12 protein-coding genes are annotated in these 13,819 nt (G+C 34.6%); all 12 read right to left on the minus strand.

All coding sequences use genetic code 11. The features are described 5' to 3' along the window. Nucleotides 1-70 precede the first annotated feature (70 nt). The 12 genes from ftsA to mraZ all read right to left on the minus strand — a co-directional run bounded on the left by ftsA (nucleotide 71) and on the right by mraZ (nucleotide 13,793). Nucleotides 71-1,453, minus strand: a complete 1,383-nt coding sequence (gene ftsA / locus BUC23_RS00960) for a cell division protein FtsA (RefSeq protein WP_073203963.1) — start codon at nucleotides 1,451-1,453, stop codon at nucleotides 71-73. A gap of 6 nt (nucleotides 1,454-1,459) precedes the next feature. Further along, nucleotides 1,460-2,182, minus strand: coding sequence for a cell division protein FtsQ/DivIB (locus BUC23_RS00965; protein WP_073203966.1), 723 nt, complete (start codon nucleotides 2,180-2,182; stop codon nucleotides 1,460-1,462). Then, nucleotides 2,169-3,518, minus strand: coding sequence for a UDP-N-acetylmuramate--L-alanine ligase (murC, locus tag BUC23_RS00970; RefSeq protein WP_073203970.1), 1,350 nt, complete (start codon nucleotides 3,516-3,518; stop codon nucleotides 2,169-2,171). Before murC ends, BUC23_RS00965 begins: the two co-directional genes overlap by 14 nt. A 27-nt stretch (nucleotides 3,519-3,545) precedes the next feature. Beyond that, entirely contained in the window at nucleotides 3,546-4,634 is a 1,089-nt protein-coding gene (murG, locus tag BUC23_RS00975; protein ID WP_073203973.1) for an undecaprenyldiphospho-muramoylpentapeptide beta-N-acetylglucosaminyltransferase, read from the minus strand. Nucleotides 4,635-4,691: 57 nt separating this feature from the next. Beyond that, nucleotides 4,692-5,981 carry an FtsW/RodA/SpoVE family cell cycle protein gene (locus BUC23_RS00980; protein WP_073203976.1) on the minus strand — a complete coding sequence of 430 codons (1,290 nt, stop codon included), beginning with the start codon at nucleotides 5,979-5,981 and terminating at the stop codon, nucleotides 4,692-4,694. Nucleotides 5,982-6,053: 72 nt separating this feature from the next. Then, a complete protein-coding gene (gene murD, locus BUC23_RS00985; RefSeq protein WP_073203979.1) occupies nucleotides 6,054-7,385 on the minus strand; it encodes a UDP-N-acetylmuramoyl-L-alanine--D-glutamate ligase in 1,332 nt (443 codons plus the stop codon). Between the two features lies 1 nt (nucleotide 7,386). Then, complete coding sequence (gene mraY, locus BUC23_RS00990; protein WP_073203982.1) at nucleotides 7,387-8,616, minus strand: phospho-N-acetylmuramoyl-pentapeptide-transferase; 1,230 nt, start codon at nucleotides 8,614-8,616, stop codon at nucleotides 7,387-7,389. A gap of 6 nt (nucleotides 8,617-8,622) precedes the next feature. Then, nucleotides 8,623-10,086: a UDP-N-acetylmuramoyl-L-alanyl-D-glutamate--2,6-diaminopimelate ligase gene (locus BUC23_RS00995; protein WP_073203985.1), complete on the minus strand. Its 1,464-nt coding sequence runs from the start codon at nucleotides 10,084-10,086 to the stop codon at nucleotides 8,623-8,625. Continuing rightward, a complete protein-coding gene (locus tag BUC23_RS01000; protein WP_073203988.1) occupies nucleotides 10,083-12,086 on the minus strand; it encodes a penicillin-binding protein in 2,004 nt (667 codons plus the stop codon). Before BUC23_RS01000 ends, BUC23_RS00995 begins: the two co-directional genes overlap by 4 nt. Beyond that, on the minus strand, nucleotides 12,077-12,424 hold the full coding sequence (locus tag BUC23_RS01005) for an FtsL-like putative cell division protein (RefSeq protein ID WP_073203992.1): 348 nt from the start codon (nucleotides 12,422-12,424) through the stop codon (nucleotides 12,077-12,079). Before BUC23_RS01005 ends, BUC23_RS01000 begins: the two co-directional genes overlap by 10 nt. Before the next feature lie 12 nt (nucleotides 12,425-12,436). Next, nucleotides 12,437-13,345 carry a 16S rRNA (cytosine(1402)-N(4))-methyltransferase RsmH gene (rsmH, locus tag BUC23_RS01010; RefSeq protein ID WP_208609300.1) on the minus strand — a complete coding sequence of 303 codons (909 nt, stop codon included), beginning with the start codon at nucleotides 13,343-13,345 and terminating at the stop codon, nucleotides 12,437-12,439. Next, nucleotides 13,320-13,793: a division/cell wall cluster transcriptional repressor MraZ gene (gene mraZ, locus BUC23_RS01015; RefSeq protein WP_073203998.1), complete on the minus strand. Its 474-nt coding sequence runs from the start codon at nucleotides 13,791-13,793 to the stop codon at nucleotides 13,320-13,322. The genes rsmH and mraZ overlap by 26 nt, the downstream gene beginning before the upstream one ends. Between the last annotated feature and the right edge of the window lie 26 nt (nucleotides 13,794-13,819).

A 13,819-nucleotide genomic window follows, 5' to 3' on the forward strand; every position in this document is an offset into this window, starting at 1 on the left:
CTTGTTTAATTCTTTTTTTCTTCTTAAAGCGTGGGGCAAAAAGGAGAATGAAATATTTATTATTTATTAACTATTCTGCGTTATCCAGGAAATCCTTAATCTTATCAACATACCTGTCAAAAAATGATCTTTGTATTTTATCTCCCGTAGATACTTGTTTTTCTCCAAAGTTTTGTCCGTCCACTTCGGCTTCTGTTACCGGCACTACCACCTCTTGAATTTGCGTAACTGGCGCTCTGTAAACTGTAGCTTTTGGCGGTTCAATAGCGTCCATTCTTATGGCACTTTGAGAATTATTTTGAATACTATTCATTACTAGTCCTACAGCGGTAGCATATAAAGGACTCGAAATCTCTTCATCAGAATTTCCAGCTAAATGCTCGTTTGGATATCCTATTCTGGTATCCATTCCGGTAATGTATTCCACTAACTGCTTGATGTGTTTCAATTGTGCTCCACCACCAGTAAGTACTATCCCAGCAATCAGCTTTTTACGAGGATCTTCATGCCCGTAAGCTTTCACTTCCGTGAAAACCTGATCTATAATTTCGACAACACGAGCGTGAATTATTTTCGAAAGATTCTTTAACGAAATCTCTTTTGGCTCTCTGCCTCTTAATCCAGGAATAGAAACAATTTCGTTGTCTTTATTTTCCCCTGGCCAAGCAGAACCAAATTTAACTTTTAATAACTCCGCTTGCTTTTCAATGATTGAACAGCCTTCTTTAATATCATCAGTAATTACATTTCCTCCAAAAGGAATTACAGCAGTATGACGAATAATACCATCTTTGAAAATGGCCAAATCCGTTGTGCCGCCACCTATATCGATAAGCGCAACACCTGCTTCTTTTTCTTCTTGGCTCAAAACGGCATCAGCAGACGCTAACGGCTCCAATGTCAAACCTGATAATTCTATCCCTGAGCTTTGAATACATCTTCCCACGTTACGTATCGATGAGGCCTGTCCTACTACAACATGAAAACTTGATTCCAATCTTCCGCCATACATTCCTATAGGCTCTTTGATTTCCGATTGTCCGTCAATTTTAAATTCTTGTGGCAGTACGTGTATAATTTCCTCACCTGGTAACATGGCCAATTTATTTACCTGGTCAATCAAAAGCTGTATGTCATTCTCCCCAATAACTTCTTCGGGATTATTTCTGCTAATATAATCTGTGTGTTGAATACTGCGTATGTGTTGACCAGCAATTCCAACCACTACGTCTTTAATCTTATAACCTGAATTATTTTCCGCTTCTTGAATTGCTTGTTGGATAGATTGAATAGTTTGAGTGATGTTATTCACAACACCTCTTGCAACTCCTAAGCTTTTGGATTTTCCAATTCCCAAAATCTCTAATTTCCCATACTCATTTTTCTTGCCTATCATGGCAACAATTTTGGTTGTCCCAATATCTAGACCTACTGCAATATTCTCTTTTTCCATTATCTATTATTTAGTGCAAACTACTTGTTCCGTAAATCTGAGATCTATTTTTTTATATTTATACAACGTACTATCTAAAACCGCCTTTTGAAAAAAAGCTTTATAATTTTTGAATTTACGCTCTACATTTATCATTCTGCCAAAATCAATTTGATAATCAAAATTTCTATTGAGCATTATTAAGCTACCGTTCGGCATAATTTGTATTCCGATGATGTTTTTTTTCAAAAAAGCATCGTCATATATTATGCGAAATAAATCAGCTAAATCTTCGTTATTTTTTTTATTAATCCCCCCTAAAACAAGTGGAACTCTAGCTGTAAAATTTGCTGACAATGGCATTCTATTCCCTTTGTAATCAATATAGAAAGAACCTCCTTCATCAAAAACCCTGGCTATTGGAGTCTTTTGTTTCACTACTGCTTTTAAAACGCCATCGATACTCACAAATACATCTGACTTTTCAATCATTTCTTGTGCATCTAGTATTTTTTCCAGCTTATTCAAATCTAAATTAACTTTTTGAATGCTCGATGCATCTTTTTTATTTTCTATTAACAATTTATTAACCGTTTCTTGCCTTACAAATGGAGAGACATCTCCTACAAAAACAACGGTAGATTTAATTAATTTTCTGTTTGCATTTCGATTTGACGTGAATGAAAACAGAAAAACAACTAATGCAAACATCAGTATTAATCGAATATTTGTCCAATTAAAGAGTTTCATTTAGCGCTTTTTTAATTGTTGGAACCAGTTCTCCTATGTCTCCTGCACCGATGGTCACAATAACGGTAGCATCGGATTCAAGAATTGTTGGAATTAAGTCATTTTTTAATACCAATTTTTTATCATCGTTCGTCATTTTATCCATTAACCATTGGGAAGTAATTCCTTCCATTGGTAATTCACGAGCAGGATAAATATCCAACAAAACAACTTCGTCAAAAGCAGATAAACTTTTGGCAAAATCATCTGAAAAATCTCTGGTTCTACTAAACAAATGAGGTTGAAAAATAGCCAAAACTTTTTGATTAGGATATAATTCTCTAACTGCCTGATGCACCGCATTTATTTCCGTTGGATGATGCGCATAATCATCTATATAAACAAATTTATCTGTTTTTATTTGATAGGAAAACCTTCTTTTTATGCCTTTGAATGACGCTATGGCTTTTGCAATGGCATCGGTTGGGGTGCCGAATAATTTTGCCATTGCGATAGCCATTAAAGCATTCATTAAATTGTGTTTTCCAGGTAATCCAAACTGTAAATCTTTTATTGTTTCAGTAGGCGTTTGTACATCGAACGTGTAACTGCCATTCCCAACTCTAACATTAAACGCCTTAAAGACTGCATCTTCATTTACCGCACAGGTAACTCCTTCAATTGGTAATTCTTTCGTTATAAAAAGATTACTTTTATCTTCTACTTTAGAAGCAAATTCAATAAATGATTCTTCTATGGCTTGACTGGTCCCATAAATATCCAAATGATCCGCATCCATTGATGTAATGCAAGCAATATTGGGATGCAAATGCAAGAATGAACGGTCAAATTCATCTGCTTCAACAACAGTAACTGTTTTACCGCTTCCTATTAAATTCGAATTGTAATTTTCTACAATCCCTCCAATAAAAGCAGTTACATCAGCACCACTTTCATGTAAAACATGACCCAAAATACTTGAGGTAGTAGTTTTACCATGAGTTCCCGCAACTGCAAAACAAAAAGTATCTTTGGTTATTATCCCTAAAACTTCAGCTCTTTTTTTAACCTGATATTCTCTTTCCAAAAAGAAATTCCATTCAGAATGATTTTTAGGCACCGCTGGAGTAATAATAACCAACGTGTTTTCTAAATAATAGTCTTTTGGAATTAAATCAATATTATCTTCAAAATGAATTGTAATACCACTTTCTATTAATTCATCTGTAAGCATCGTAGGTGTTTTATCGTAACCCGAGACTTGCTTGCCGATATTTTTGAAATAACGAGCCAAAGCACTCATACCGATGCCTCCAATTCCTATAAAATAGACGTTATGTATTTGATTTAAATTCATATTATTTATACTTTACTCGTTTATTTTTTATTTAATTAACTTGACGATTTCGTCAACAATTTGTTTCGTTGCTTCCGGTTTGGCCAATTGTTCTATATTCTCACATAATTGATTCTGTTTTCCCTGATCTTTCAGCAAGGCTTCAAAAACAAGACCAAATTGCGAATCTAGCTCAGATTCTTTCAACATAATTGCTCCTTTTCTATCTACAATTGCCTGAGCATTTTTAGTCTGGTGATCTTCAGCTACATTAGGAGAAGGAATAAAAATCACAGGTTTCCCCACAATGCACAATTCCGAAACTGATGACGCACCTGCACGAGAAATGACAATATCGGCGGCGGCATAAACTAAATCCATTTTTTCAATAAAAGCCATTACTTGCACATCACCTTCATTATATTTTTTATAATCTTCAAAATATAATTTTCCGCATTGCCATATAACCTGAACATTTTGAGAAAGCAAATTTTTCAACTCCTTTTCAATAAGTTGATTTACTCTTCTTGCTCCCAAACTTCCACCAAGAACCAACAACGTTTTCTTGTTAGAATCTAAATTAAAAAATTGAATTGCTTCGGCTCTTTTACTTTGAATATCAATTAAATCTTGTCGAACCGGATTTCCTGTCAAAATCATTTTATTTTTTGGAAAAAAACGCTCCAGATTTTCATAAGCAACACAAATTTTATTTGCTTTTTTGCTTAACCATTTATTTGTAATTCCGGGATATGAATTTTGTTCTTGAATTACCGTTGGAATTCCGGCGATTGCAGCCACCTGTAATAAAGGTCCGCTTGCAAAGCCGCCTGTTCCTATAACTACATCGGGTTTAAACTCTCTTATTATAGTTCTAGATTTTAATAAACTTGCCAGAAGTTTGAGCGGAAAAAGGGAATTATCAAATGTCAACCTTCGTTGAATACCAGAAATCCAAAGCCCTTTTATTTTATACCCAGCCTGAGGAACTTTTTGCATTTCCATTTTATCCTGAGCTCCTACAAAAAGAAATTCAGCATCCGGAAAGCGAGATTTTAATTCATTGGCAATCGCAATGGCAGGATAAATATGTCCTCCAGTTCCGCCACCGCTTAATATGAATTTGTATTGTTTCATTTTTTATAATGTTACTGAGTTCCTCTGTTTTCAAAAATTATTTAATCTTAAAAGCGATTACTTATTTAAAACTGCATTCATTGGATTACTAGCTTTATCCTCTATAGAATAATCATTATCTGTACAATATTCCTCTTCTAATTGTTTGTCAATTAATTTTTGAAGTGCTTCGTCTCTTAAAGTTGACTCTTTTAATTCCTGCGCGATTTCTTCTTCTTTTTTGGTTACACTTATTATGATTCCAAGTGCAAAACAGGTCATCCAGATAGAACTTCCTCCACTACTTATCAAGGGTAATGTTTGTCCTGTAACAGGCAATAATTCTACGGCAACAGCCATATTAATCATTGCTTGAAATATCATGGGAAAACCTAAACCGATAACCACTAATTTTCCAAATAGTGAATTGGCTTTATGAGAGGCTACGACAAATCGGAACAACAATAATAAATACAAAGCCAGAACACCTAAACCACCTATAAGCCCATATTCTTCAACAATAATGGCATAAATGAAATCTGAAGAGGACTGAGGCAAGAAATTCTTTTGAACGCTTTTTCCAGGACCTAACCCGTATATTTTACCAGAAGCAATTGCAATTTTTGCCTTCTCGATTTGATAATCGTCTTCATCTGGTTTATCTGTACTAAAATTCTCGATTCTGCTTTCCCAAGTATGTACTCTACTGAAAAATCTGGAGTCAGGAAAAGCTTTAGATAGAAGAACAAAAAAAGCAAGAAATAATATTCCTGATCCTACAATGATTCCAATATATTTTAATGGGTACTTCCCAATAAAAGTCAGCATTAATATCATTGAGAAAATCAGTGCAGTCGTAGAGAAATTAGCAGGCAAAATTAATATCAAAGTGAAAAATACCGGTAACCAAAGCTCCCACAAAGAGGCCTTGAATGTAATAGGTTCCTCTCTGGTTTTAGACAAATAACGTGCTACAAAAATAAATAACACTATAGACGCTAATGTTGATGTTTGAAATGTTATTCCAATAAACGGCACTTGAATCCATCTACTGGCATTTGCACCGGCGATAACAGTACCTTTAATTAAAGTGTAGGCTAATAAAATCCAAACAACCGGTAATCCTACTTTAGAGATAGCTCTAAAATAATGATACGGAACTTTGTGAATCCAATAGATAATGGCGAAACCAATACAAATATGAGCCAAATGTTTTACCAAGTACCCCAATGTATTTCCGTTCCCTTGGCCTATATAAGCCAAATTACTACTTGCACTAAAAACAGGCATAAACGAAAACAAGGCTAATAAGGCCACGAATGACCAAATACCTTTATCTCCTTTTAAATTGTTTACTAGTTGTTTCATTTCTTTTTTGTTTAAAATTTTTATGTTTAAATTTTAAAGTTTCTTCCCTTAAAATTTTAAACCTAAAAATTTTTATAAATTCTTAACAGCTTGTTTAAATTGGTTTCCTCTGTCTTCATAGTTTTCGAATAAGTCAAAACTAGCGCAGGCCGGTGACAGTAATACTGTATCTCCTTTTTCGGTTAAACGCTGTGCCATTCTCACTGCATCATTCATATTATCCACTTCGACCATCATATCTACAACATTCCCAAAAGCATCTATTATTTTTTTATTATCAACTCCAAGGCAAATAATTGCTTTTACTTTTTCACGAACTAACGACATCAATTCATTGTAATCATTTCCTTTATCAACACCACCCACAATCCAAACTGTAGGCGTATTCATACTATCTAATGCAAAAAAAGTGGCATTTACATTGGTTGCTTTTGAATCATTGATGTATTGTACATTTTGAATTTTCAAAACTTTTTCAAGACGATGTTCTACTCCTTGAAAGTTAGACAAGCTTTCGCGTATTGTCGACTTTCTAATTTGCATCAATTTTGCCACAGAAGTTGCTGCCATTGCGTTTTTCATGTTATGTTTTCCTTCCAAGGCAATATGCTCTGTATCCATTGTAAACTCTTCTTGATTAATTGAAATTTCCATTTTGTTGTTTTTTATATAAGCTCCTTCGCTGAAAGTTTTAGTCAATGAAAAAGGAATTAATTTAGCTTTGGTTGTGTGTGTTTTAAACCATTCTGCAATGGCTTCATCATCTGCGTCATATATGAGGTAATCGTCCTCGGTTTGATTCATTGTAATTCTAAATTTTGAATCAATGTAATTTTCGTATTTGTAATCGTATCGATCTAAATGATCCGGACTAATATTCGTAATAATGGCAATATGCGGTTTGAAATTTACAATTCCATCCAATTGGAAACTGCTCAACTCTAGCACGTACGACTCATAATCATTATCTGCTACCTGCCAAGCAAAACTCTTTCCAATGTTCCCTCCTAGTCCTACATTCAAACCTGCTGATTTTAGCAAATGATATGCAAGCATTGTAGTTGTTGTCTTTCCGTTGCTGCCAGTAATTCCAATTATTGTAGCGTTTGTATAAGGGGCTGCAAACTCAATTTCTGATAGCACTGGAATTCCTTTTTCAATGAGTTTTTTTACTATCGGAGATTTCTCTGGAATTCCCGGGCTTTTCATCACCAAATCAGCATTCAGAATCAAATCTTCCGTGTGCTTTTCCTCTTCCCAGGCAATTTCATTAATGATAAGAACCTCTTTGTAATTTTCTTTTATCTTTCCAAAATCAGACACAAATACATCATATCCTTTCTTTTTACCAAGAATAGCAGTTCCAATACCGCTTTCTCCACCACCTAAAATTACTAGCCTCATATTATCTTAATTTTAAAGTAACAATTGACAATATGGCTAACATTATGGCTACAATCCAAAAACGGGTTACAATTTTACTTTCGTGATATCCTTTTTTCTGATAATGATGATGTAAAGGCGACATAAGAAAGATTCTTCGGCCTTCGCCAAAGCGTTTCTTTGTATATTTAAAATAAGCGACTTGCAAAACGACTGAAAAATTTTCTACAAGAAAAATTCCACATAGTAAAGGAATCAGCATTTCTTTTCGAACGGCGATTGCCAATACAGCAATGATTCCTCCAATAGTCAAACTTCCCGTATCTCCCATAAAAACAGATGCCGGATAGGAATTGTACCAAAGAAATCCAATCAATGATCCCACAAATGCAGCTATAAAAACGGTCATTTCCCCCGAATTAGGGATATACATTATATTCAAATAATTAGAAAAAATAATATTCCCAGAAACGAACGTAAAAATCCCTAATGCCAGGACCGAAACAGCAGAAGTCCCTGCAGCCAATCCATCAATACCATCCGTTAAATTTGCACCGTTGGAAACTGCCGTAATGATAAAAATCACAACCGGAATAAAAATCAACCATGCCCATTTTTCATAACCTTCACCTGTCCAAGCTAATAATTCAGCATAGTCAAATTCATTGTTTTTAAAGAACGGAATCGTAGTCGCCGTAGATTTTTCCTCGACTGGGGATTGAACAATTACATTTTCTGTAGGTGTTTTAAAAATATCTGATGTAGAAGTATCAGTACGAACCGTTACTGCCGGACTAAAATAAAGAACAGTCCCAACTATTAAACCCAAACCTACTTGGCCAACAACTTTAAATATACCTTTTAAACCTTCTTTATCTTTTTTGAAAATTTTGATATAATCGTCTATGAAACCAATGATTCCCATCCAAAGGGTGGTGACAATCAACAAAACGATGTAAATATTATGCAGTTTTGCAAAAAGAATAACAGGAACTAAAGTGGCAAATATGATAATTAAACCTCCCATAGTTGGCGTACCCGCTTTTTCATTTTGACCCGCCAAACCAAGTTCACGCACGGTTTCCCCTACTTGTTGTCTTTGCAGGAAACGAATGATTCTTTTACCATAAATCGTAGACAATAATAAAGAAAGCATCAGTGCTAACGCGGATCTAAAAGTAATGTACTGAAAAACACCTGTTCCAGGAACATCTAATATTTTGTCTAAATATTCAAATAAGTAGTATAGCATATTTTTCTATTTATGAAGTTGTTCTAATATTTCTTTAACTATTTTCATATCGTCAAAATCATGGCGAACACCATTAATTTCCTGATAAGTTTCGTGCCCTTTTCCAGCAATTAATATAATATCATTTGGCTGTGCCAATTGACAAGCCGTTTTTATTGCCTGCTTTCTATCGGTTATAGTCAATGTTTTTTTATAATTTTGAGGGGCAACTCCTTGCTCCATTTCAGCAATAATAACTTCTGGATCTTCATTTCTTGGATTATCCGAAGTGAAAATTGCTTTATCACTCAACTCAGAAGCAATTCCAGCCATAATTGGACGTTTTGTCTTATCTCTATTGCCGCCACAACCTACAACTGTTATCAATTGTTCGTTTTTTGTACGAATATCATTGATTGTTTTCAGCACATTTTCTAATGCATCAGGAGTATGCGCATAATCTACAATCGCAGTAATATTTGAAGCCGAAACAATAAATTGGAAACGACCTGAAACGCTTTCTAAATCTGATAATAAGCGAAGCACTTCCAGACTTTCCATTCCTAATTGAACTGCAGTTCCATAAATAGCCAGTAAATTATAAGCATTGAATGTTCCTATCAGTTTTACCCAAACTTCATTTCCATTTATTTTCAATAATAAACCTGACAATTGATTTTCCAGGATTTGCGCTTTATAATCTGCATAAGATTTTAAAGCATACGTCAATTTTTTTGCTACAGTATTCTGCAACATTACTGGTCCGTTTTTATCATCAATATTTACTAATGCAAAAGCTGATTTAGGCAAATTATCAAAAAATGATTTTTTTACATCTCTGTATTCTGCAAACGTTGGGTGATAATCCAAATGATCGTGAGACAAATTGGTAAAAATACCGCCAACAAAATGCAATGCTTCCGTTCTTTTTTGATGAATTCCATGCGAACTCACCTCCATAAAACAATATTCAACACCATTCTCCACCATTTCCTTCAGATAATGATTGATTGTAATCGAATCCGGAGTGGTATGTGTCGCTTTATATTCTTGCTCGTCAACTAAGATTTTCACTGTGGAAAGTAATCCAACTTTGAAACCTGCCTTTTTAAACAATTGGTATAACAAAGAAGCAATGGTCGTTTTACCGTTTGTTCCTGTAATACCAACTAATTTCAATTTTTCAGAAGGATCACCAAAATAATTCGCAGCCATAAATGCTAAGGCTGAATTCGTGTCTTTTACCTGAACATAGGTAATTCCTTTTGTAATAGTTTCTGGAAAAGTATCGCAGACAATGGCTACGGCGCCTTGCTCAATTGCTTTTTCTATATAATCATGGCCATCAGAAATAGAACCACGAATAGCAATAAAAACATCATCTTTTTCGATTTTTCTTGAGTCGAAATCCATTTTGTCTATAGCAATATCCGTTGAACCTTTTACGGCTTCGATAGCTACTTTGTATAATATGTCTTTTAATATACTCATGATAATTCCAATAGTATAGTTGTGTTTTTCACAATGTTTTGACCCGCTTGAAGTGATTGTTTTTTCACCTTTCCTATTCCGTTAACTTTCACTTTTAAACCTAAATTTTCTAATAAAGCCAATGCATCCATCCCTGACATTCCTTTTACATTAGGAATTGATGGCGACTTCACCTGTGATTTTACAAAATAAGAATCATAATTATTTTCTTGTTTTGGAATCTTCCTATCTAAATTTTTAATTTTATTAGTCGAAGGAGCATCCGTAAAAATCTTTTGAGCGATCCTTTTAAAAACGGGACCTGCCACGTCCGCACCGTAATAATTATTATTTACCGTACTAGGCTTATGAACGACAACTATACAGGAATATTTTGGCTGATCTGCTGGAAAATATCCAACAAATGATGAAGCATAATATTTTCCAGATCCACCATCTTTTGCATAATTTACTTGGGCCGTTCCTGTTTTACCGGCCATAGAAAAATCTTTCGAGTAAAGCTTAGAACCAGTACCTTTTTTAACCACATTCAGCAAAACTGCTTTTAGTTTCAAAATAGTTTCTTGCGAACATACTTTCGGATTTAAAACTACTTTGTCAATTTTTTTGATTGTTTTATTCCATTCTTTTATTTCAGAAACGAACTGGGGTTTTACCATTACTCCGTTATTGGCAACTGAATTATAAAACGTAAGAGTTTGCATAGGCGTTACTGACACTCCGTAGCCAAAAGCCATCCAAGGAAGCGAAATATTAGACCAGTTTTTATCCTTTGGCTGAGGAATAACTGGCATCCCTTCTCCTTTTAAGTCCAATCCTAATTTTCTGTTCAAACCATATGAATCGACATGATTCACAAATTTTGAAGGATTGTTTTTATAGTTGTTATAAACGGCTTGCACCATAACTGTGTTCGAAGAAACTTCAAATCCACGCGCTAACGATATTTTTCCATAACCGCCTTTATGAGAATCTCTTACTGCTTTTCCTGAATATCTGATTTCCCCACCTTTACTATCAAAAACAGTACTGGTATCGGCCACCTTATCTTCAAGAATAGCCATTAAATCAACTAATTTAAAAGTAGAACCTGGTTCATGCGACTCAGCAACTGCATAATTAGTAGTTTCATAATAGGTTCCGTCTTTACCTCTTCCTAAATTCGAAATAGCCTTAACTTGTCCCGTACTCGTTTCCATAACCACCACACAACCGTGATCCGCTTGGTAATCTTCTAATTGCTTCAATAAAGCATGATGCGCAATATCCTGAATAAAAACATCAATTGTGGATATTACATCGTAACCGTCCTGCGGATCTACTTCATTGATGTCTCGCAACGGTTTCCATTGTCCTTTTGCTATTTTTTGCTTTAAAATATTACCGTCTTTACCATTAAGGTATTTGCGATAAGCCCATTCAATACCTTTACCATCTGAAGTTCCGTTTGAATTTCTTCTTTCGTAACCTATGGTACGTTCGGCAATTTTTCCTATTGGGTGTTTCCTAACCGTTTCTTGTTCAATGATTATTCCACCTTTATTACTTCCCAAATTGAAAAGTGGAAACCCTTTAATTTTAAAATATTCGGTATAACTTAAATTTCGAGCAATCAAATAATATCTGTTTTTGTTTGCTCTTGCTTTTCTCAATTCATTTTGAAAATAACTCGACGGTTTTCCTAAAACTGAAGCTAACGAATCAGATAATGCCTTCACATTTTTTTCAAATGATTCCGCTTTTGGTGTAACAGCATCAAAACGTATTTCATAATTTGGAATAGAGGTCGCTAAAAGGCTTCCGTCAGCAGAATAAACATTTCCTTTATTGGCAGGAATCACAAAATTTCTAACCGTTCTTTCTTTGGCTAATTTTCTATAATAATCCCCTTCCACCCATTGAATATTTGTCAACTTTACAGCAATCGCAATTGCCATCAAAAAGATAGCGAATGCAACCAGATAAATTCTGTACGATATGTGTTTATCTTCTACTGCCATATTTTTTTAAAGAAACTTTTTTCTTCTTCTTTTTTAACTTCAATTTTAACCGGAGGGACTGTTGATGGAAAAATATTTTTTTCAACCATCTTTTCAGAAACTGTCGATTCCATTTTCAATTTCATTAGCTCCGAACGTCTGTCTACAAATTCCGAACGCAATTCTTTTACTTTATTTGTCAACTCGGTAATCTTGAATACTTTTTGTTCAAATCGCTGCGTATTAGCAATCATAATTATAGCTAAGACAATTACAAAAACAATGAAACGCCAGTTTTTAACAGCATCATCATCTATCAGAAATCTAGCTTTTAAAAGATTGTAAACTCCGTTTTTCATTTTTATAGGTAATTATATCTTTTCAGCTATTCTTAGTTTGGCACTTCGCGCTCTGTTATTCTCCTTTATTTCAGCAGCATCCGGCACAATTAATTTTCCAACGGTTTTAAATGGAACCGAAAAATTACCAAAAAAGTCACGCTCAGGTTCTCCTTCAAACATTCCGTTTTTCACAAATCGTTTTACCAATCTATCTTCTAAAGAATGATACGAAATCACGCTTAATCTACCGCCTGGATTTAATATTTCTAAGGATTGTTCTAAAAACTCTTTCAAAACATCCATCTCTTGATTTACTTCAATACGAATCGCCTGATAGATTTGAGCCAATATTTTATTTCTAACTCTTTCCGGTAAATATTTCGCCAAAACCTCTTTCAATTTATCTGTGGTTTTGATTGGCTGCTCCTCTCTTGCTTCTACAATCGTTCTTGCTAAAACAGGTGCATTTTTCAATTCTCCATAATCCAAGAACACTCTTTTCAGGTTCGCCTCATCATATTCATTAACCACACGATAAGCATTCAAATCATTTTTCTGACTCATTCTCATATCCAAATCTGCATCAAAGCGGGTCGAAAAACCTCTTTCCGGCACATCAAACTGATGCGACGAAACACCTAAATCAGCTAAAATCCCATCAACACTTTTCACTCCGTAAAAACGAAGAAAACGCTTTATAAACCTGAAATTTTCATTGATAAGCGTAAATCTTTCGTCATCCAAAGCATTTGCTAACGCATCCTCATCTTGGTCAAAAGCAAATAACTTTCCGTTTGGGCCAAGTCTTTTTAAAATCTCTCTTGAATGGCCACCGCCACCAAAAGTCACATCAACATAAATACCGTCAGGCTTAATGTTTAAACCATCTACTGAGGCGTGAAGCAAAACCGGATTATGATATTCCATCGTCGTTGTTATTTATATTTCCCATTACTTCTTCTGCTAAATCAGCAAAATCTAATTCTTCATCACTTATAGATTTCTCATATAAGTCTTTATCCCAAATTTCCACAATATTGATTGCTGATGAAAACACTACCTCTTTACTAATACTAGCAAAAAGCACTAAATCCTTTGGCACTAATAATCGCCCAAAAGCATCTATCTCAACTATTTTCACCCCGGCAGTAAACTTGCGTATGAAATCATTGTTCTTTTTAACAAATCGGTTCAGCTTACTGATTTTTTCTGTCATCAATAGCCATTCCTGCATAGGGTACAACTCCAGACACGGCTGAAAAACGGAACGCTTCAAAACGAATCCGTTTTGAAGAGAAGAGGCCAACTGCTTTTTCAAAGGTGCCGGTAACAGCAACCTTCCTTTAGCATCGACTTTACATTCATATGTTCCAACTATTGTATCCAAGTAAAATGTATTAAATGGTGTAGAGC

Origin of the sequence: Flavobacterium xinjiangense (assembly GCF_900142885.1) — a bacterium.
GTDB lineage: Bacteria > Bacteroidota > Bacteroidia > Flavobacteriales > Flavobacteriaceae > Flavobacterium > Flavobacterium xinjiangense.

What these genes read in the sequence shown, in the direction of transcription:
- BUC23_RS01005 (WP_073203992.1), bottom strand. Translation starts at nt 12,424, where the DNA reads ATGAAAAACGGAGTTTACAATCTTTTAAAAGCTAGATTTCTGATAGAT.
- murC (WP_073203970.1), bottom strand. Translation starts at nt 3,518, where the DNA reads ATGAATTTAAATCAAATACATAACGTCTATTTTATAGGAATTGGAGGC.
- BUC23_RS00965 (WP_073203966.1), bottom strand. Translation starts at nt 2,182, where the DNA reads ATGAAACTCTTTAATTGGACAAATATTCGATTAATACTGATGTTTGCA.
- BUC23_RS00980 (WP_073203976.1), bottom strand. Translation starts at nt 5,981, where the DNA reads ATGAAACAACTAGTAAACAATTTAAAAGGAGATAAAGGTATTTGGTCA.
- ftsA (WP_073203963.1), bottom strand. Translation starts at nt 1,453, where the DNA reads ATGGAAAAAGAGAATATTGCAGTAGGTCTAGATATTGGGACAACCAAA.
- BUC23_RS00995 (WP_073203985.1), bottom strand. Translation starts at nt 10,086, where the DNA reads ATGAGTATATTAAAAGACATATTATACAAAGTAGCTATCGAAGCCGTA.
- mraY (WP_073203982.1), bottom strand. Translation starts at nt 8,616, where the DNA reads ATGCTATACTACTTATTTGAATATTTAGACAAAATATTAGATGTTCCT.
- murG (WP_073203973.1), bottom strand. Translation starts at nt 4,634, where the DNA reads ATGAAACAATACAAATTCATATTAAGCGGTGGCGGAACTGGAGGACAT.
- murD (WP_073203979.1), bottom strand. Translation starts at nt 7,385, where the DNA reads ATGAGGCTAGTAATTTTAGGTGGTGGAGAAAGCGGTATTGGAACTGCT.
- BUC23_RS01000 (WP_073203988.1), bottom strand. Translation starts at nt 12,086, where the DNA reads ATGGCAGTAGAAGATAAACACATATCGTACAGAATTTATCTGGTTGCA.